Raw genomic sequence first — 18,251 nt, 5'->3', positions numbered from 1 at the left:
AATTAGTTAATGAAGTGCCCGAATGATCCGGCATTGTGGAAACAAGTTGCCGGTTTTGCCCGGAGTAATACGGGCTGCCGACACGTCGCCGGTTAGCGAGCTATTCAGGCTCGCGGGAATATGTTGCGCGAGGCTCCTCCCATCATTCGGCAAGACGTCCCCGATGTATCGATTTCGATCAGCGACATCCCTCGTCCTGACCGTCGCACTCCTCGCCGCGACCATGCTCGCAGCCGGAGCCGACGAGGCCGGCGTCAGCGAGGATGCGATCCTGTTCGGCCAGGCCGCCGCGCTGGAGGGCCCCTCCTCCGCGCTCGGACAGCGCATGCGGCAAGGCATCGTCGCGGCATTCACCGAGATCAACGCCAAGGGCGGGGTCCACGGCCGCAAGCTCCAGCTCATCAGCCGCGACGACGGCTACGACCCCGACCGTTCGGTGGCGCAGACGCTGCACCTGATCGAGGACGACAAGGTGTTCGCGCTGATCGGCGCGGTGGGTACGCCGACCGCGATGGCGACAATTCCGATCACCAGCGCCAGGAACGTTCCCTTCATCGGCCCGTTCAGCGGCGCCGAATTCCTGCGCGACCTCGAGCTTGCCAACGTCGTCAACATCCGCGCGAGCTACGGTGCGGAGGCCGAGGCGTGGATCAAGCACCTCACCGAGGATCGCCACTTCACCCGCATCGGCATCTTTTACCAGGACGATTCCTTCGGCCGCGACGGTCTGAGGGGCGTCAAGCGCGCGCTCGCCAAGCGCGGCCTCGAGCTCGCCGCCGAAGGCACGTTCGAGCGCAACACCCGCGCGGTCACCGCGGCCTGGCGGGTGATCAGGCGCGCAGAACCCGAGGCCATCGTGATGGTCGGAACCTATGGGCCCTGCGCAGAGTTCATCAAGCTCGCGCACCGCAGCGGCTTCCATCCGACCTTCGTCAACGTCTCCTTCGTCGGCGCCAATGCGCTGGCCAAGGAGCTGGGCCCCGAGGGTGAAGGCGTCATCGTCTCGCAGGTCGTGCCGTTTCCATGGGATCGCTCGCTCAAGCTCGTCGCCGACTACCAGGCGGCGCAGAAGGCGTTCGATCCGACGCTGACACCGGACTTCGTGTCGCTGGAAGGCTATCTCTCCGGCCGCCTCGCGGCCGCGGCGCTGGAACAGGCCGGACCAAAACCGACGCGCGCAAACCTGCTGCGCGCGATCAACGATGTCGGCCGCTTCGACATCAGCGGCAGCGCCGTCACCGTCGGCCTGCGCATGATCGACACGCCGCCGAAGGTGTTTTTGACGGTGATCCAGAAGGACGGGACGTTCAAGGCAGTGGACCGGCTATGAGGCCGCTTCACGGCCGCCGCGTCCAGCGCTCGGCGTTGACGGCACCCGGCGGGATCTCGCCCTTGACGATCGCCTCCACCTGCCGAACCGTTTCCAGCGACTGATATTCGATCGCCTGCGGCGTCAGCCCGCCGACATGCGGCGTCGCGATGACGTTGGGGAGCTTCGCCAGCTCCGGCGTCGGCATCTGGTCGGGCGCGCGACCGACATCCATCGCCGCGCCGGCGATGCGATGCTCTAGCAACGCGCGCGCCAATGCTGCCTCGTCGACGAGATTGCCGCGCGAGAGATTGACGAAGACTGCGTGCTTCTGCATGCGCCCCAGCGCCGCTTCGCCGATCAAATTCTCGGTCTGCTCGTTGGCGATCGCGAGGCAGACCACATAGTCCGACGCGGCGAGGAGCTCGTCGAGACCGACCTGCCGGATCGCCGCGTCGCTGACGGTTGTGAAGGGATCGGCGACCAGCACCTCCATGCGCAGCACTTTTGCGATCTCGGCGAGATAGCGGCCGATGCTGCCGTAACCGATGATGCCGATTTTGCTGCCGGCGAGCTGGCGGCCCATCCGCGCCTCGACCTTGCGGCCGGCCTGGTAGTCCGCCGTCGCCCGCGAGACGCCGCGGGAGAGATCAACCATGAAGCCGAGCGCGAGCTCAGCGACCGCCTGCACGAAGCCGGGCCCGGCGCGGGTCACGAGCACGCCGGCGTTTGAAGCCGCTTCCACATTGACGTTGCGGATATCGACCGCGCAGCGGACGAAGGCCCGCAGGCGCGGCAATTGCGCAAAGATCTCGCCGCGCCCTTCCGTCATGCGATCGGCGACGATGATGTCGGCATGTTGCGCAGCGCGCACGAGCCCCGCAGCGTCCAGGGTTTCATCGCTCTCGTGCAGGATCACCTCGGCGGCCGAGCGCAGGCCGCTCAGGCTGCGATCGCCATAGTAATTGCGCCGCATCTCCGGTGTGTGAGCGAGCAGAACCTTCACGACAAAACTCCTTCAATAGCCGAATGCCCGCGGCAGCGCGGTGCTCAGCCATGGCACGAAGGCGATGACGAGCAGGCAGAGGAACAACAGCCCGAGATAGCCCATGATCGGCTTCACCGTCTGCTCGATCGGGACGTTGCCGATCAGGCAGGCGCCGTAGAGCCCGAGCCCGAGCGGCGGCGCGAACAGGCCGATGCCCATGGCGATGACCAGCACGACGCCGAAATGCAGGGGATCGACGCCGAGCTGCACCGCGACCGGCAACAGCAGCGGCCCGAAGATGATCAGCGCGGCAGCGCCCTCCAGCACCGAGCCCATCACGATCAGCACGGCGATCGCGAGCAGGATGAACAGCCAGACGCCTGAGGTCTTCGACAATCCGAGCATGAAATCGCCGACCGCATGCGGCACCTGCTGCAAGGTCAGCGTGAATGCGAGCGACTGCGCGGCGGCGACGATGAACAGCACGAGACCGGCGCGCGTCGCCGCCTGCACGAAACTGTGCGCTGCCGATTTGAAGCTGAGCTCGCGGAACACCACGCTGCCGACCACGAGCGCATAGGCCACGGCGAAGGCCGAGATCTCGGTCGCGGTGGCAAAGCCGCTCTTGAAGCCGAAGAAGATCATGAAGATCAGGCCGAACGAGGCGATCGCGCCGCTCCACAGCCCCGACACCGGCATCTGCGGCTCGACGTCCTCGACCTTGTCCGGCCGCTTGCCGAAGATGATGGAGACCGCAATCAGCACCAGCGCCATCAGCGCCGACGGCAAGAGCCCGGCGACGAACAGGCCGCCGATCGACAAATTGGCCACAAAGCCCAGAATGATGAGGTTGATGCAGGGCGGAATGGTCTCCGCCATCACCGCGGACGCCGCCAGCAGCGCCACCGCGCCGCCGGGGTTCTGCTTCGATCGGCGCGCCGCCGGGATCAAGACCGAGCCGACCGCGGCGACATCGGCCATCTTCGAACCCGAGATGCCCGAGAACAGCACCATGGAAGCGACCATGACGACGTTGAGGCCGCCGCGTATGCGGCCCACCGCGCGCTGCAACAGCTCGATCAACCGCACCGACATGCCGTTGGCTTCCATGAGGTAGCCGACGAGAATGAAGAACGGGATCGCAAGCAGCACGAAATTGTCGATGCCGCGCGCCATCTGCTGGGCGAAGATGACGCCGGGCAGGGCGCCCTCGACCCAGATGAAGATCAGCGCGGCGAGCGCCAGCGCAAAACCGATCGGCAAGCCGCCGAACAGCGTCACGAAGAAGCCGATCAGCATCAAGGTGCCCGCCGACGGCACCGAGGACGGCGACAGGTAATCCCAAGCCAGATAAAGGCCGGTGACGATGATGATCGCAACGAGCCCCCTGACGATGTCGGGAAGCGGCCTCGCGCAGAGATGGTCGATCGCGAACACCGTCATGAACAGCGCGCCGACGCCCATCGGATAGAAGGTCAGCTCCAGCGGCAGGCCGGAGCCGGTGGTCTGGCCTGCTGTGAGCGAACCCAGCTTGATGGCGTTGTAGGCGACGTAGCCGGAGATCAGCACGACCAGCAGCGCGCCGGCGGCATCGACCAGCGCGCGCAGGCGCAGCGGCAGGAGATCGCGGAAGAAGGAGACACCGACATTCTCGCCGCGCGCGAGCGCGCTCGCCGCACCGAAGAAGGCCGAGCCGACCATCAATCCGCGTGCGACGTCGTCGGACCATTCGACCGGCGCGTTGAAGAAGAAACGCAGCAGCACCGAGACGCAGACCACCGCGAGATCGGCGGCGAGCAGGATGGCCGCGATCGCATCGCTGAGCCGAAGCAGCAGGGCGATGCTACCGTGGCGGCCGGCCGAGAGGGGCACGGCGGCCGTCACCACCATCTCAGACCTGGCCATCAGGCTTGCGTCGCGCGGATGATGTCGATGACGGCCTTGGACTCCGGACGGGCCTTGATGAAGTTCTCGATCTGCGGCGCGACCCGCTTCTTGAAGGCCTCGCGGTCGCATTCGGCAACCGTCACGCCCTTCTCGGTCAAGGCCGCCAGCGCCTCCTTCTCGACCGCAAGCCCATGCGCACGCGTGTCGGCCGCGGCCTTCTTCGCGGCATCGAGAAAGCCCTCGCGCAGCTTCGGGTCCATGCGGTTGTAGGTCATGTCGCTGAAGTAGATCGCAAGCGGCGAGAAATTATGCTGCGTCAGGGCGTAGAATTTGGCCGTCTCGAAGAACTTGCTGGCCAGGATCGTCGGCGGATCGTGCTCCAGGCCGTCAAGCACGCCGGCCTGCAACGCCGTGTAGATTTCGCCGAAGGCCAGCGGCGTCGCGGCGGCGCCCATCAGCCGCAGGCATTCCGTGATGACTGGGTTGGGCAGCGTCCTGATCTTGAGCCCGGCGAGATCTTCCGGCGTCTTCACCGGCTTCTTCGCCAGCACGCTGCGCGAGCCGAAATTATAGGCCCAGGCGATGATGCGGATGTTGCCGCCCTTGAGCAGGGCGTCTTCGATCGGCTTGGCGGCGCCGGCATCGAACGCCTTGGTCTGCTGCGGGAAGCTGGAGAACAGAAAGCCGAGATCGTAGGTGCCGACCAGCGGCACCAGATTGGCCGAGATCGAGGAGCCCGACACCATGAGATCGATGACGCCGAGCTTCACCGAGTTGATGACGTCGATCTCCTGGCCAAGTTGGTTGTCGGGGAAGAAAGCGACCTCGATCTGCTCGCCGAGGCCGTTGCCCTTCAAATTCTTGACGAGGTTGTCGTAGTAGACGCGGCCGTTGGCAAATTTCGGATCGTTCGGCAGCGAGGAGGAGCATTTCAGCTTGAGCGTCGCGGCTTCGGCGCGGCCGATGATGGCGGGGGAGAGCACGAGGCCGGCGGTGACCGCCGCCGATGACTTGATGAACGCGCGACGGTTCACGGGCACGATGGTCATGGTGCGGTCTCTCCCACATTATTTTTGTTCGCCGCGGTCGTTGCCGTGGCCTGTTGCGCGGACTGTATGGCCAAAGCGACGACGCAGGCAAGCGTGGCGGTCGGTCGCCGCAGAGCGCGCCCGCGGCGCGTTCCGTCAGTCCGTGAGCGCTCCGAAACGACTATGATCCCCGGGATTTGCGACGAGGATCAGCTTGTGGCCTCATCTGCGCGAGGGCGCTTTCGCGTGGGCCCGGCATCGATCCAATTGGAGCATGGATCAATGCGCAATTCACATGGATGAGCCCAGAACGATGCCCTTCAGGCTCCGGCGGACACCCTGCCCCATTTTGCCACACACCGAGCGTGATCCAGTGCACAGACAGGCGCATGGCGGCCCCCTAGAAAAAGTGACATCATCGCACGTATTGCCGATGGAGGTGACATCATGCGCCGTCCAGCCTTTCCCAGTTTGCTTCTTGCATCCGGTTTTCTTGCGCTCGCACAGTTGATGACACCGGCGGAGGCCGCGGCCGAAGCGCGGCTCGCGCTGGTGATCGGCCAATCCGCCTATCGCACCGTGCCCGAGCTGCCCAACGCCGCCAACGACGCCAAGGGCATGACGGAGCTGCTCGGCAATGCCGGCTTCACCGTCACCACGGCCGCCAACCTGGCGCAGAACGAGATGCGCGCGGCGATCTCGGATTTCGCCGGCAAGGTCAGCGCCAGCGGCGCCGACACGGTGGCGCTGGTGTTCTATGCCGGCCATGGCCTGCAGATCGATGGCGAGAACTACCTGGTGCCGGTCGATCTCGATCCCAAGCGCGAGGCCGATATTCCGCTTCAGGGCGTGCGGCTGAACGACATGCTCAACACGCTCGGCGCGCTGCCGACGCGAGCGCGCATCTTCATGCTCGATGCCTGCCGCAACAATCCGTTCCCGGCGCTCAGCGGCGCCGGCCACGGGCTTGCGATCGTCGACACCAAGGCCGGCGCGCCGGGCTCCTTCATCTCCTATTCGACCTCGCCCGGCGCCGAGGCCGAGGACGGCAGCGGCATCGACAGCCCCTACACCACGGCGGCGCTGACCGTTGCCAAGCAGCCCAATTTGCCGATCGAGGAAGTGTTCAAGCGCATCCGCGTCGCCGTCGCGCAATCGACCGACGGACGGCAGATCCCCTGGGAAAGCTCCTCGCTGACGACGGACTTCAAGTTCTTCGGCGAGAGCAGCGGCAGCCAGCCGGCCATGCCGGGCGCCTCCTCGATGGCGCTCGCCAGCGGCACGCGCAGCGTCGAGGACTGGCGCAGGGACTTGCAGGGCAAGCCGGCCATGGTCGCCTATGAACTCGTCATCACCGACGACACGGTGCCGGCGTATCAGGCCTATATCGAGCTGTACGCTCAGGACACCCGCACGCCGCGCTTGCGCACGGTGCTGGAACGGCGACGCCAGATGCTGGCCTGGGAACGCGCAACCGCGATCAACACCCGCGCCTCGTTCGAGGCTTATCTTGCGAACTGGGACAACAGCGATCTCGCGGCAACCGCGCGCAGGCTGCTGCTCCGCGTCCAGAACCGCAACTACGGCGTCCCCATCGCCGCCGCCGCGAGCCCTGCCCCGGTCGCCGTCGCGATGGCGCCGACCTGCCCGTGCTCGACGCCGTCGAGCCCGGCAACGCCCGTCAATCCGAGCGTCGCGCCCGTGATCAAGAAGCGCGTCGACGACACTCCGCCCAAGCGCAAGGTGGTCGAGACACCGCCGAAGCGCCGGCCGCCGCCTGAGGAAGTGGTCTACGAGCGCGCGCCGCCCCCGGGGCCGCCGCCAGCCGCCGTCATGCAAGGCATCGGCGTCGGTATCGGGATCGGCATTGGAATGGGCGGCCGCGGCGGCGGCGACCATTATCGCGGCGACTACCGCAGATACTGAGACTGTCCAGCATAGACATTGATCTGGCTCGCGCCCGACGCGCGAGCCGGATCTACTGCGCCAGCGCCGGATAGTCGTGTTGGACGGCCTCCCGGATCCAGCCGGCCTGGATCGCGCGAAACAGGATCTGCGCCGTCTTGATATCATTTGCCTTCACGCAGAGGTCGACGATGCGGCGGACCGCATCGTCGCGCATCAGATCGTCTGCGATCTTCATCGCAATTTCCATCGCGACGCGGGCTGCACGTTCAAAGCGCTCACGTTCGCGCTTATCAGCCTGTGCGGAGCCTCCGACAGCCTCCGCGCCCGCTCTCGCAGCCTCGCAGATGCTACGAATGCGCTCCGCCGCGTCGATATCGCCGATCGGTCCCTGGATCGGCTCATCCCAGATGTCGGCCGGCTGCCGCCTTGCGAACCACTTCATTGCCCCACCCGTGGCCTTTATTGGCTTGCACCGTTCAGGACGTGCGGCGCGGCCCGATGGCCTCGAACTGCGCCTTCTGCTCGTCGTTGAGCGTGGCGTAGAAATCATCGAGCGCCGCGCGCACCGACTTGATCCCGTCCAGCATCGCATCGAGCCGTTTGCGGATTGTGGCCATGCGTGCCGGCGGTGTCATCACGTCATTGGGCTCGCAGCCCGCCTTGAGCGATGCGCTGACCTTGGCGCTTGTATCCTGGAGCACCTGGAGCGCCGCGCGCTGGGTGTCGCTCGGACGAAGCCTCTCGTCGATCGCAGCACCGGGCCAATCGAACGCGGCGGTCACATTGCAAGACTGCACCGACGCTTCCCTCGCATTGTTCGATGCCGTCGCACGACGCTGATCATCGGCCAGCGCATTGAAGCGCGCCTTCTGCTCGTCGTTCAGCGAGCCATAGAATTGGTCGAGCGCGGGCTGGACCAGCTCGACAGCCTTCTGCATCGCCTCGATGCGCTGCTGCATCGCTGCGAGCCGACCGGGCGCCGTCGCTGCGACCTGCGTCGGACAGGATGTGCGGATCAGCGCTGCCGCGTCGACTGAGGCATTGCCGAGCGCATCGAGAGCGGCGCCCTGCGCATCTGTCGGCTGCACCGCGGATGCGATCTGATCGATCGGCAGACCTGCGATGGCACGGCGGTCACTGCCGCAGAGCTGATCGAGCGGTGCGCTACGCGCCCGTCGTCGTCCCTGCGGTTGCTGCGGCAGATAGGCCGACAGGCGATCATAGCCATAGGGGCCGAAAATGCCTGCATAGATGTCGGGGTAACCGTAACCCCAGAAGCCGAGCCCGTCGCCCCAGATCGTGTAGTCGTAAAGGTCGTTATAGGCGAACGGCCAGAACAGCGGCCCGACCCAGCCATAGCCGCCGCCCGCATGCTGCCACCATCCGCTGCTTGCGCCGCTCCAGCCGGCCAATGCGGCCGCTGCCACGATCTGTGTACGCGCTGCCGGATTGCTGATCAGCCGGCCATTCCGGAATGCGCTGGTGTTCAGGGCGTTGCGGAAGCTCGCGGGGCGGATCGCCGCATTGCGGATCTGACCGAAGTTGGGCCCGCCGCGTCGGACCCCGGACGTGAACCGCATGCCGCGATGATGCCCGCCGGCATGCCCATGTCCACCGCCGTGGCCACGGAAATGTCCGCCGCCGTGATGGCCACCGCCGTGCCCGCCTCCATGGCCACCGCCATGTCCGCCTCCATGTCCGCCCCCATGGCCGCCCTTGGCCAGAGCCGCGCCCGCCAGCATGCAGGCAAGCGCCATCGCGGCAATTCCAATGACCGGTCGCACCATCGCATCCTCCCGCAGAGCCGCGCCATTGAGGCATCGGAACTTGGCGGGAATTGGAACCGACAGGATTGCCGAAAGTTCCCGCCCCGACCGGTGGACGGCATCGGCCTTGCGGCGGCTTTGTTGTGCCGAAGGCCTACGCCTCCGGCACAATCTTGCCGGGATTGAAGATGTTGAGCGGATCGAGTGCCTTCTTCAGTGCCCGCATCGCATCGAGCGCCTCGGGGCCGAGCTCTGCCTGGAGGTATTTCTGCTTGCCCTGGCCGATGCCGTGCTCGCCGGTGCAGGTGCCGTCCATCGCCTGCGCGCGCTCGACCAGGCGATGCATGAACTCTTCGCCGCGCGCCATCTCGGCGGCATCCTTGGTGTCGCAGACCAGCGAGCAATGGAAATTACCGTCGCCGACATGGCCGACGATCGGCGACAGCAGGTTGAGCCGCTTGAGATCTTCCTCGGTCTCGCTGACGCAATCGGCGAGCCGCGAGATCGGCACGCAGACGTCGGTCGCGACCACGCCGATGCTATCACCGGGCCGCAGCGCCTTCACGGACCAATAGGCATCGTGCCGCGCCTGCCACAGTTTCGTGCGGTCCTCCGGCTTGGTGGTCCAGGAGAATTCGCCGCCGCCGCAGTCCTTTGCGATCTCGCCGAAGGCCTTGGACTGCTCGGCGACTTCGATCTCGCTGCCGTGGAATTCCATCAGGAGCAGCGGCGTCTCCGGCAGCGTCAACTTCGAATAGGCGTTACAGGCTTGCACCTGCGCGGCGTTGAGCAGCTCGATGCGCGCCACGGGAATGCCGGTCTGGATCGCCAGGATCACGGCCTGACAGGCCCCGTGCACGCTCTCGAACGACACCGCACCGGCCGCGATCGTCTCGGGGATGCCGCGCAGGCGGATGGTCAATTCCGAGATGATGCCGAGCGTGCCTTCGGCGCCGACGAACAGATGGGTGAGGTCGTAGCCGGCGGATGACTTCTTGGCGCGCGTGCCCGTGGTGATGATCTCGCCGTCGCCGCGCACCACCTTCAGCGCCAGCACGCTCTCGCGGATGGTGCCGTAGCGCACCGCATTGGTGCCGGAAGCGCGGGTCGAGGCCATGCCGCCGAGCGAGGCATCCGCGCCGGGATCGATCGGGAAGAACAGGCCCTGGTCGCGTAGATGCTCGTTCAGCGCCTTGCGGGTGACACCGGGCTGGATCACGCAATCGAGGTCCTCGGCATGCACCGCGAGCACCTTATTCATGTCGCGCAGGTCGATCGAGATACCGCCGGCCGGCGCGTTGACCTGGCCCTCGAGCGAGGTGCCGGTGCCGAAAGGAATGACGGGGACGCGATTTTTGGCGCAGATCCGCACCACGTCCTGGATGTCGGCAGTCTCCTGCGCCATCACCACGCCATCAGGCGGCTGGTTGGGAATCCAGGTGGTGGTATGGCCATGCTGCTCGCGCACGGCCTGCGAGGTGATGAGGCGGTTGCCGAAGCGTGCGGCAAGCTGCTCCAGCGTGCTCGCAAGGGCTTTCGGCTCCGGCCGCGGCGGATTATTGGTGATGGTGGTACCCACGGACATTCCTCCCGACAGAAGAACCGTGGCAAATGATATAAAACCGGTCAAGTCAAGCGACCGGACGCATAGCTGGAAGGAAACATGCCGGAGACTACCGCCTCAGCGCCCAAAGCCGAGCCGTTCCGCGCCTCGATCATGCAGATCGAGCCGCAATGGATCGACTATAACGGCCATCTCAACATGGCCTATTACAACGTGATGTTCGACCGCGCGATCGACCAGCTCTGGGCCGAGCTCGGCATCGGGCCGACTTACATGAAGGAGCGAGGCGGTTCGACCTTCACTGCCGAATGCCATGTGCGTTACTTGCGCGAGATCCACCTCGGCGATCCCGTGCAGATCCTGGTCTGGCTGCTGGAGGCCGACGACAAGCGGCTGCACACGTTCGAGGAGATGCGGCACGCAACCGAGGGCTGGCTGTCGGCGACGTCCGAGAACATGTCGCTTCACATGGACATGAGCTCGCGCAAGGTTGCGCCTTTTCCGCCGGACATAAGCGAGCGCATCGCTGCGGTCACAAAGGCCCACAGCGCGGTCTCGCGCCCCGAGGGCATCGGCCGGAACGTGGCGATGCCCTCGAAGCGGTAGCGCGTGATCCGGCGGCCTATACCCTGTTGCGGCCGCGGGCCAGGCCGACCACGGCCGAGACCAGGAACAGAACGACCGCGATGAAGAAGATGATCTTGGCGATCTCGATCGAAGCGCCGGCGATGCCGCCGAAGCCCAGGATGCCGGCGATCAGTGCGATAACCAGAAACGTCACAACCCAGCCAAGCATGGTCAAACCCTCGTCTTGATGTCTGTCTGCGTCTGGCGCGGCTGGCCGCGCCACCTGTCCAGACAATCTCGAGGCGAGAACGATGGTTCCGGCCCGGACAGGGTGGAAATTCGCGAGGACCGCTGGAACAAATTGACGTGCCCCGCACGTGGAAAACCTCGTTCCGCCGCCCCATATAGGCACCAATCCCTGTTAGAAGGCTCCCTTCCGCCACCCCGCGGTGCCATCGTGGGGCCCATGATTCGCATGACCGAGCCGAGCAAGATCACGCCCCAGAACGTCCCCGACCACCAGCCCGCAGCCGGCGGCATAGCCGCGCGTGCGCGCGCCTCGGTGGGCCCGAAATATCTGTCCGGGCTCAATCCGGAGCAGCGCGAGGCCGTGGAGACGCTGGACGGCCCGGTCCTGGTGCTGGCCGGCGCCGGCACCGGCAAGACGCGCGTGCTGACGACGCGTATCGCCCACATCCTGAGCCAGGGCCGCGCCCGCCCCGCCGAGATCCTGTCGGTGACCTTCACCAACAAGGCCGCGCGCGAGATGAAGCACCGGCTCGGCCAGATGCTCGGCCACGCCGTCGAGGGCATGCCGTGGCTCGGCACCTTCCACTCCATCGGCGGCCGCATCCTCCGCGTCCATGCCGAGCTGGCGCAGCTCAAGTCGAATTTCACCGTGCTCGATGTCGACGACCAGGTGCGGCTGCTGAAGCAGCTGCTGCAGGCCGAGAACATCGACGACAAGCGCTGGCCGGCACGCATGCTCGCCGGCCTGATCGACGGCTGGAAGAACCGCGGCCTGATGCCGTCGCAGGTGCCCTCCGGCGAAGCCGCCATGTTCGCCAACGGCAAAGGCGGCAAGCTCTATGCGAGCTATCAGGAGCGGCTGAAGATTCTGAACGCGGCCGATTTCGGCGATCTGTTGCTGGAGAACATACGCATCTTCCGCGAGCACCCGGATATCCTCAGGCAGTACCAGCAGCGTTTCAAATATATTCTGGTCGACGAATATCAGGACACCAACGTCGCGCAATATCTGTGGCTGCGGCTGCTGTCGCAGGCGCCGGCGGCGACCAAAGCCGTCGTTCCGGGACGCGTCGAAGACGCGAATTACGATGCGCAATTGCGCGTCGGAGAATCTCGAGATGAGTCCTCAGCTTTAGATTCCGGGTCTGCGCCTTCGGCGCATCCCGGAATGACCGAGCAAGCGGCGATCGCGGCTGTTCCTGCCGGCCCCACCAAAAACATCTGCTGCGTCGGCGACGACGACCAGTCGATCTATGGCTGGCGCGGTGCCGAGGTCGACAACATCCTGCGCTTCGACCACGATTTCCCCGGCGCCAAGGTCATCCGCCTCGAGCGCAATTATCGCTCGACCGGCCACATCCTCGCCGCCGCCTCGCATCTGATCGCGCACAACGAAGGCCGGCTCGGCAAGACGCTGCGCACCGAGGACCAGGACGGCGAGAAGGTCACGGTCACGGGCTCGTGGGATTCGGAAGAGGAAGCCCGCGGCATCGGCGAGGAGATCGAGCAGATCCAGCGCCGCGGCGAGAAGCTCAACGAGATCGCGATCCTGGTGCGCGCCTCCTATCAGATGCGCGAATTCGAAGACCGCTTCGTCACGCTCGGCCTGCCCTATCGCGTCATCGGCGGCCCACGCTTCTACGAGCGCGCCGAAATCCGTGACGCGTTGGCGTATTTACGCGTCATCAACTCGCCGGCCGACGACCTTGCCTTTGAGCGTATCGTCAATGTGCCCAAACGAGGCCTCGGCGATGCCACCGTGCAGATGCTGCACGACCACGCCCGCAAGCGCCGCATTCCCTTGTTCGAGGCGGCCCGCGCGGTGGTCGAGACCGACGAGCTGAAGCCGAAGGCGCGCGGCTCGCTTCGCGAAGTCGTCGCCCAGTTCGACCGCTGGCGCGCCCAGCGCGAGGTCACCGCGCACACCGACCTCGCCCAGATCGTGCTCGACGAGAGCGGCTATACCGAGATGTGGCAGAAGGACCGTTCGGCGGACGCCGCGGGCCGGCTCGAAAACCTGAAGGAGCTGGTGCGCTCGATGGAGGAGTTCGAGAACCTGCAAGGGTTCCTCGAACACATCTCGCTGGTGATGGACCGCGACAGCGGCGCCGACGAAGACGCGGTGTCGCTGATGACGTTGCACTCGGCCAAGGGCCTCGAATTCGACAACGTGTTCCTGCCCGGCTGGGAGGAAGGCCTGTTCCCGAGCCAGCGCACGCTGGACGAACAGGGCCGCGCCGGCCTCGAGGAAGAACGCAGGCTCGGCCATGTCGGCCTGACCCGCGCCCGCCGCCGCGCCATGATCTATTTCGCCACCAACCGGCGCATCCACGGCACCTGGTCGACCACGATCCCGTCGCGCTTCCTCGACGAGCTGCCGGCGGCCAATGTCGAGATCACCGAATCCAAGGGCGGCTCGGCCTGGGGCGGCACCGGCGGCTACGGCGCCTCGCGTTTCGACGACATGGAGGCGTTCGGCTCCACCTATTCGACCCCGGGCTGGCAGCGCGCCCAGGCCAACCGCAACCGGGGCGGCGGCCGCAGTGGCGGCGGCGGAAGCGGTGGCTTCGAGGAACAGGCCTCGACGTTCTCATCCACCTCGTCATCCGGCCCCGACTTCGGCAGCTTCTCCTCGCGCCGCCGCGGTCCCCTGACGATCGAGGGCGAGTTGGTCGCCAAATCAACCGGCACCACCTCGGAATTCTCGCTGTCCGACCGCGTCTTCCACCAGAAATTCGGCTACGGCCGCGTCACCAAGATCGACGGCAACAAGCTCACCATTGCTTTCGACAAGGCCGGCGAGAAGAAGGTAGTGGACAGCTTTGTGCAGCGGGCGTGAGCGCCCTTGCACGCAAAGCCCTCCACTCAGCCGTTCAAGATGTTGGCGCCCTGGTCGTAGATCGGCTGGTCGACGTGTGCACCAGGGGCGATTTCGAGCCTCCAGCCCAGCGTCACACCAAGGCTCCTGGCCAGCTTGGTACAGTGTTGGAAATGCCAGAGACCGCGCGAGAGGCGATGAGGCCCCTGAGCCATCGCCTCGTCCCAGCGCGGCAGATCGGGGGCGTCCGGGTCGTTGTCGGCGTCGCCCAGCAAGATGACGAGCGAGCGCCCCAGATACCTCCGCAAATGACTTGCGTTGAGGCCGATCCCTCCCATGCCATCCGGATAGTCCTTGGCGAGGTCCGGGAGCATGTAGCATCCGCAATTGGCGGCAACGGCCAGATCGACGGAAGTCGCCTCGTTGCGCAAGACGAATTGGGCGCCCGCGGAGTTGCCGAACAGGCCGAAGGTCTCGCGGCTGGACCCGGTCGCCTGTCGAACATAGTGAAACAGCCGATCGATCACCCCGAAATTCCAGTGATCGCGCTGCAGGACCGTGTTGTCCGGCGGCGGCAGCCGCACTCCGCCGAAATTGTACGCGTGGACGCCCGGGAACTGATCCGGATCGAACTCCGGGACCAGCACGATTTGCCCGTTGCGTTCGGCTTGCGGCGCGAGGAGATCGCGAAACGCGGCGGCAGCGCGATCGACGCCATGCATCGCCATGATGATGCGCGTGCGCGGGCTGCTCGATCGGGGGCAAAATGAGAAGACCCGCATCGCACGTGGCGGGGGGACGGCTCCATCATCACGAAACACGAACGAGCCGACGCCTTTGGCCAACGTCAATTTGCTCAATTGCTTACCTCCGCAGATGAGGTACTCATAATTGAAATCAAACCTCCCGGCACAACTTTCGGGCCATCCGTTCTGCCATGCCTCAGTACATCGCCATCATCGAGGACACAGACCCCGACGCCGTCAGCCTGTGGTTTCCCGACCTGCCCGGCTGCATTTCCGGCGGTGATGACGTCGACGAGGCCCTGGAGAGTGCGCCCGAGGCGCTCGCGTTCTATGCGCAGGAGCTGATGGCGGACGGCCAGCAGCTTCCCCCACCGCGGACGCTGGACGAGCTCAAGTCCGACCCCGATGTGGCCGACGACCTCCGGCAACACACGGTCGCCCTGATCGAATGGCCGCCCCTCGACGCTGCGGAGTGAGGACTGTTCGCCGCACTCGCCGGACGTTCGACAGTTCTCGCCCGAACAGCCCTTGACCATCGCGAACTTCCCCGTATCAGATGCAGCCATGGTCCGGGGCTCCATCACACTGATCTTGCTGGCATTGGGGATGCCGTCGCTTGCGGCGGCGGAGACCATGAGCTTTGGCGATTCGATCGGGCTGCTGGCCAAGAGTTGCGGTGCGGAAATCGTCGCCAATTGCCGCGGCGTCAACCCGGATTCGACCCGCCTGAAGGAGTGCCTGTCGCGCAATCGCGACGTGCTGTCCCAGCAATGCGCGAGCGACTATCTCGGCGCGTTCGACGCCATCCAAAAGCGCGTCGCCGCGCGCGTCACGGTGGCGAACGCCTGCCAGCGCGAGATCGTAAAGGTCTGCGGCGGCTCGACCAAGGAGACCAGCAAGTCGATCCCCTGCCTGGTTTCGACGCCCAAGGGCATCAGCAACAACTGCCTGAAAGCCGTCGACGACGCGGGGTACCGCTGATGCGCGCGAGCAGGCTTCTCATTGCCGGAACTGCGGTCGCGCTCGGTCTCGCTTTGCTCGCGGGCACTGCCGTCGCCCAGACGGCGGCGCCGACCCGCGACGACATCGTCGGCAAGCTCAACCATTTCGAAGAAGCCGCCGAGGTCGATCTTCCCGCACTGAAGCAGCAAGTGATGGAGCGCGCCAAGGCCAGGATCAAGAACGATCCGGGTCCGGTGAACCGGCCGCCGATCGCGCCCGACCTCGCCAAGCTGCCCGCCTTCAACGCGCAGATCCAGTTCGATGCCGACACGCCGATCATCCAGCCGGCCTCCTACCAGACCGTCGGCCGCATCGCGGACGCGCTGGTTCATTCCTCGCTGCTGCCCTACACGTTCCTGATCGTCGGCCACGTCGAATCCAACTCGAAGACGCGCGAGGCCAACGCGATCCTGAGCCAGCGCCGCGCCGACGCGATCCGCGACGTGCTGGTGAACACGTTCAAGATCTCGACCAAGCGGCTGCATCCGATCGGGCTCGGCGAGGAGCAGTTTCTCGACCGAGCCAAGCCAACCTCGGCCGTCAACGGCCAGTTGCAAATCCTGACCTATGCCAAGGTGCCCGAGGACGCTCCTGCGCATCCGGCTGCGGCGCCTGCGCCTGCGGCGAAAAAGCCCGCCAAGAAACGCTGAGCGAACGCAGCTTCGCACCCGACGGAACCCTTTGAAGTCCTGATCGTTTTGTAGCCTGTCCGGGGCGCACAAATGCGGTTTCACGCGACAAAAGCGCCGGTTTGTGCACCGCCCGGTCCAGTGCTATAGCCTCTGTTCGCCCTTCCCCGACCCCGTGCTGCATGAGACCGAAATGGGTGGCTATTTTCAGCGCCAACTTGCCGTTTATGTCGAGTACCATCGCGACCCCCGGAACACGGCGATGCATGTGGTCGGTATTCTCCTGTTGTTCACCGGCGCCGTGATGCCGCTGACGCTGGTCAGGCTTCCGCTGTTCGGTTTCGATGTCAGCCTCGCGGTGATCCTGGCCTTGCCGGTCCTGATGTATTGGCTGCTGCTCGATGTGGCGCTCGGGATCGGCATTCTGGCCGTCTCGATCGTGCTGTTTTCGGTTGCGACGACCGTTGCGGCGCAAGTCAGCATCGCGACGATGTGGGCGGTTTTCGCCGCGCTGGTGGCGCTCGGCCTCGCCGCGCAGGCCATCGGCCACAAGGTTTTTGAGGGCCGCGAAGCCTCGTTGTTCACTTTTCCTTCGCATCTTTTGCTTGGACCGATGTTCGTGATGGCAAAATTATTCATTGCATTGGGCTTCCGTCGCGACCTTGCCGCGATTCTGGCGCCTCTTCCGACCAATTCCCTTTCAACCCGATAGCTCTAGACGCGAAACAGCAACCTTCTGCATGGCTCTCGTACTGGTTACCGGTGGCAGTGGCTTCATCGGACATCACCTCGTCGAAGCGCTCCGCGCCCGTGGGCAGCGGGTGCGCGTTCTCGATGTCCGCGCGCCGGCCGCGGCGAACGCGGATGTTGAATATGTCCACGGCTCGGTGCTCGATGGCGCCGCGGTCGATACTGCGATTGCCGGGGTCGATCAGGTCTATCACCTCGCCGGCTTGCCCGGCATGTGGGTCGCCAACAAGCAGGACTTTCACGACGTCAACTGTCGCGGCACCGAAATCGTGCTCGCGGCCGCAATGAAGCGTGGCGTATCGCGCTTTTTGCACTGCTCGACGGAATCGATCCTGTTCCCCTATTCCGACCTCAAGGGCGCTGCCGCCGAAGAGGCGCTACAGCCGGCCGACGCGATGCCGGGTGCCTATACGCGCTCGAAGTCGCTTGCCGAGCATCATGCCGCGAAGGCCGCGGCCAGCGGCTTTCCGCTCGTGATCGGCACGCCGACCATGCCGATCGGAGCGGCCGACCACAATCTGACGCCGCCGACGGCGATGCTGTGGTACTTCCTCCAGAAGAAGGTGCAGCCGCATCTCAACTTCCTGGTCAACCTCGTCGATGTCCGCGACGTTGCCATGGGCCTCGTGCTGACCATGGAGCGCGGCCGCATCGGCCAGCGCTACATCCTCGGCGGCGACTGCGTCCCGCTCGGCAACATCCTGCGGATGATGTCGGCGATGAGCGGCCGCCGGCAGTTCCCGGTCGTCGTGCCCGGCAAGATCGCCGAGTTCTCCGGCATCATGCTCGAATACCTCGCCGATCGTGTCACGCGGCGGCCGCCCAACGGCACCGCCGAGGGCGTGCGCATTGCGCTCGCCGCGAGCGACCTCTCGATCGGCAAGGCGCGCACCGAGCTCGGTTACGCGCCGCGTCCGATCGAGCCGGTGCTGCGCGAAACCATCACCCATCTGCTCGCCCGCAACGGCCAGCAGCCCTCCGGCGCCATCAAGCATCACGCGCTCTCCTCGCGCGCGAGCTAAAGCCGCCGCCCAACGCAA

General features: G+C 65.5%; 17 protein-coding genes. 9 read left to right on the top strand and 8 right to left on the bottom strand.

What is annotated here, in order from left to right; genetic code table 11:
- The first annotated feature begins 163 nt into the window (after positions 1-163).
- The gene (locus tag RAD10_RS13090; protein WP_461617803.1) at positions 164-1,330 is read left to right on the top strand and encodes an ABC transporter substrate-binding protein; all 1,167 of its coding nucleotides are present in this window, start codon (positions 164-166) and stop codon (positions 1,328-1,330) included.
- Positions 1,331-1,337: 7 nt separating this feature from the next.
- On the opposite strand, the gene RAD10_RS13085 is transcribed toward RAD10_RS13090, so the two are convergent.
- Genes RAD10_RS13085 through RAD10_RS13075 form a run of 3 tightly spaced genes read right to left on the bottom strand, consistent with a single transcriptional unit; the run spans position 1,338 to position 5,233 of the window.
- Positions 1,338-2,315 carry an NAD(P)-dependent oxidoreductase gene (locus RAD10_RS13085; protein ID WP_461617802.1) on the bottom strand — a complete coding sequence of 326 codons (978 nt, stop codon included), beginning with the start codon at positions 2,313-2,315 and terminating at the stop codon, positions 1,338-1,340.
- 12 nt (positions 2,316-2,327) lie between these two features.
- A complete protein-coding gene (locus RAD10_RS13080; RefSeq protein WP_461617801.1) occupies positions 2,328-4,202 on the bottom strand; it encodes a TRAP transporter large permease in 1,875 nt (624 codons plus the stop codon).
- Complete coding sequence (locus RAD10_RS13075) at positions 4,202-5,233, bottom strand: TRAP transporter substrate-binding protein (protein ID WP_179736134.1); 1,032 nt, start codon at positions 5,231-5,233, stop codon at positions 4,202-4,204. The genes RAD10_RS13080 and RAD10_RS13075 overlap by 1 nt, the downstream gene beginning before the upstream one ends.
- A 426-nt stretch (positions 5,234-5,659) precedes the next feature.
- Here RAD10_RS13075 and RAD10_RS13070 point away from each other — a divergent pair, with 426 nt between their 5' ends.
- Positions 5,660-7,138, top strand: a complete 1,479-nt coding sequence (locus RAD10_RS13070; RefSeq protein ID WP_461617800.1) for a caspase family protein — start codon at positions 5,660-5,662, stop codon at positions 7,136-7,138.
- Positions 7,139-7,190: 52 nt separating this feature from the next.
- Here the strand turns inward: RAD10_RS13070 and RAD10_RS13065 are convergent, their stop codons facing one another.
- The 3 genes from RAD10_RS13065 to RAD10_RS13055 form a co-directional block, all read right to left on the bottom strand.
- A complete protein-coding gene (locus tag RAD10_RS13065; RefSeq protein WP_461617799.1) occupies positions 7,191-7,562 on the bottom strand; it encodes a hypothetical protein in 372 nt (123 codons plus the stop codon).
- A gap of 34 nt (positions 7,563-7,596) precedes the next feature.
- Positions 7,597-8,907, bottom strand: coding sequence for a Spy/CpxP family protein refolding chaperone (locus tag RAD10_RS13060; protein WP_461617798.1), 1,311 nt, complete (start codon positions 8,905-8,907; stop codon positions 7,597-7,599).
- Positions 8,908-9,040: 133 nt separating this feature from the next.
- Positions 9,041-10,465 (bottom strand): FAD-binding oxidoreductase, encoded by a 1,425-nt coding sequence (locus tag RAD10_RS13055; RefSeq protein ID WP_461617797.1) that lies wholly within the window; start codon positions 10,463-10,465, stop codon positions 9,041-9,043.
- Between the two features lie 84 nt (positions 10,466-10,549).
- On the opposite strand from RAD10_RS13055, the gene RAD10_RS13050 reads away from it, so the two are divergent.
- On the top strand, positions 10,550-11,056 hold the full coding sequence (locus RAD10_RS13050) for a thioesterase family protein (protein WP_461617796.1): 507 nt from the start codon (positions 10,550-10,552) through the stop codon (positions 11,054-11,056).
- A gap of 16 nt (positions 11,057-11,072) precedes the next feature.
- Here RAD10_RS13050 and RAD10_RS13045 read toward each other — a convergent pair whose 3' ends face one another.
- Positions 11,073-11,246, bottom strand: coding sequence for a DUF1328 domain-containing protein (locus RAD10_RS13045; protein ID WP_018319670.1), 174 nt, complete (start codon positions 11,244-11,246; stop codon positions 11,073-11,075).
- A gap of 237 nt (positions 11,247-11,483) precedes the next feature.
- Between RAD10_RS13045 and RAD10_RS13040 the strand changes: the two genes are divergently transcribed.
- Positions 11,484-14,105: an ATP-dependent helicase gene (locus RAD10_RS13040; protein ID WP_461617795.1), complete on the top strand. Its 2,622-nt coding sequence runs from the start codon at positions 11,484-11,486 to the stop codon at positions 14,103-14,105.
- A 26-nt stretch (positions 14,106-14,131) separates the two neighbouring features.
- On the opposite strand, the gene RAD10_RS13035 is transcribed toward RAD10_RS13040, so the two are convergent.
- A complete protein-coding gene (locus RAD10_RS13035) occupies positions 14,132-14,929 on the bottom strand; it encodes a hypothetical protein (protein WP_461617794.1) in 798 nt (265 codons plus the stop codon).
- A 92-nt stretch (positions 14,930-15,021) separates the two neighbouring features.
- On the opposite strand from RAD10_RS13035, the gene RAD10_RS13030 reads away from it, so the two are divergent.
- From RAD10_RS13030 to RAD10_RS13010, 5 genes are all read left to right on the top strand, one after another.
- On the top strand, positions 15,022-15,306 hold the full coding sequence (locus RAD10_RS13030) for a type II toxin-antitoxin system HicB family antitoxin (protein WP_461617793.1): 285 nt from the start codon (positions 15,022-15,024) through the stop codon (positions 15,304-15,306).
- 88 nt (positions 15,307-15,394) lie between these two features.
- Entirely contained in the window at positions 15,395-15,811 is a 417-nt protein-coding gene (locus tag RAD10_RS13025) for a hypothetical protein (protein WP_028145495.1), read from the top strand.
- Positions 15,811-16,482 carry an OmpA family protein gene (locus RAD10_RS13020; RefSeq protein ID WP_461617792.1) on the top strand — a complete coding sequence of 224 codons (672 nt, stop codon included), beginning with the start codon at positions 15,811-15,813 and terminating at the stop codon, positions 16,480-16,482. Before RAD10_RS13025 ends, RAD10_RS13020 begins: the two co-directional genes overlap by 1 nt.
- 172 nt (positions 16,483-16,654) lie before the next feature.
- Positions 16,655-17,173, top strand: a complete 519-nt coding sequence (locus RAD10_RS13015; protein ID WP_461617791.1) for an Mpo1 family 2-hydroxy fatty acid dioxygenase — start codon at positions 16,655-16,657, stop codon at positions 17,171-17,173.
- 28 nt (positions 17,174-17,201) lie between these two features.
- Positions 17,202-18,233 (top strand): NAD-dependent epimerase/dehydratase family protein, encoded by a 1,032-nt coding sequence (locus RAD10_RS13010; protein ID WP_461617790.1) that lies wholly within the window; start codon positions 17,202-17,204, stop codon positions 18,231-18,233.
- Positions 18,234-18,251: the final 18 nt, after the last annotated feature.

The sequence above is a fragment of the Bradyrhizobium sp. 23AC genome, assembly GCF_054863025.1.
The sequence above is the reverse complement of the archived record's forward strand: the minus strand, read 5'-3'. Positions and strand labels throughout refer to the sequence as shown.

What these genes read in the sequence shown, in the direction of transcription:
- RAD10_RS13090 (WP_461617803.1), top strand. Translation starts at nt 164, where the DNA reads ATGTATCGATTTCGATCAGCGACATCCCTCGTCCTGACCGTCGCACTC.
- RAD10_RS13025 (WP_028145495.1), top strand. Translation starts at nt 15,395, where the DNA reads ATGGTCCGGGGCTCCATCACACTGATCTTGCTGGCATTGGGGATGCCG.
- RAD10_RS13020 (WP_461617792.1), top strand. Translation starts at nt 15,811, where the DNA reads ATGCGCGCGAGCAGGCTTCTCATTGCCGGAACTGCGGTCGCGCTCGGT.
- RAD10_RS13060 (WP_461617798.1), bottom strand. Translation starts at nt 8,907, where the DNA reads ATGGTGCGACCGGTCATTGGAATTGCCGCGATGGCGCTTGCCTGCATG.
- RAD10_RS13030 (WP_461617793.1), top strand. Translation starts at nt 15,022, where the DNA reads ATGCCTCAGTACATCGCCATCATCGAGGACACAGACCCCGACGCCGTC.
- RAD10_RS13050 (WP_461617796.1), top strand. Translation starts at nt 10,550, where the DNA reads ATGCCGGAGACTACCGCCTCAGCGCCCAAAGCCGAGCCGTTCCGCGCC.
- RAD10_RS13080 (WP_461617801.1), bottom strand. Translation starts at nt 4,202, where the DNA reads ATGGCCAGGTCTGAGATGGTGGTGACGGCCGCCGTGCCCCTCTCGGCC.
- RAD10_RS13075 (WP_179736134.1), bottom strand. Translation starts at nt 5,233, where the DNA reads ATGACCATCGTGCCCGTGAACCGTCGCGCGTTCATCAAGTCATCGGCG.
- RAD10_RS13045 (WP_018319670.1), bottom strand. Translation starts at nt 11,246, where the DNA reads ATGCTTGGCTGGGTTGTGACGTTTCTGGTTATCGCACTGATCGCCGGC.
- RAD10_RS13065 (WP_461617799.1), bottom strand. Translation starts at nt 7,562, where the DNA reads ATGAAGTGGTTCGCAAGGCGGCAGCCGGCCGACATCTGGGATGAGCCG.
- RAD10_RS13010 (WP_461617790.1), top strand. Translation starts at nt 17,202, where the DNA reads ATGGCTCTCGTACTGGTTACCGGTGGCAGTGGCTTCATCGGACATCAC.
- RAD10_RS13070 (WP_461617800.1), top strand. Translation starts at nt 5,660, where the DNA reads ATGCGCCGTCCAGCCTTTCCCAGTTTGCTTCTTGCATCCGGTTTTCTT.
- RAD10_RS13015 (WP_461617791.1), top strand. Translation starts at nt 16,655, where the DNA reads ATGGGTGGCTATTTTCAGCGCCAACTTGCCGTTTATGTCGAGTACCAT.
- RAD10_RS13040 (WP_461617795.1), top strand. Translation starts at nt 11,484, where the DNA reads ATGATTCGCATGACCGAGCCGAGCAAGATCACGCCCCAGAACGTCCCC.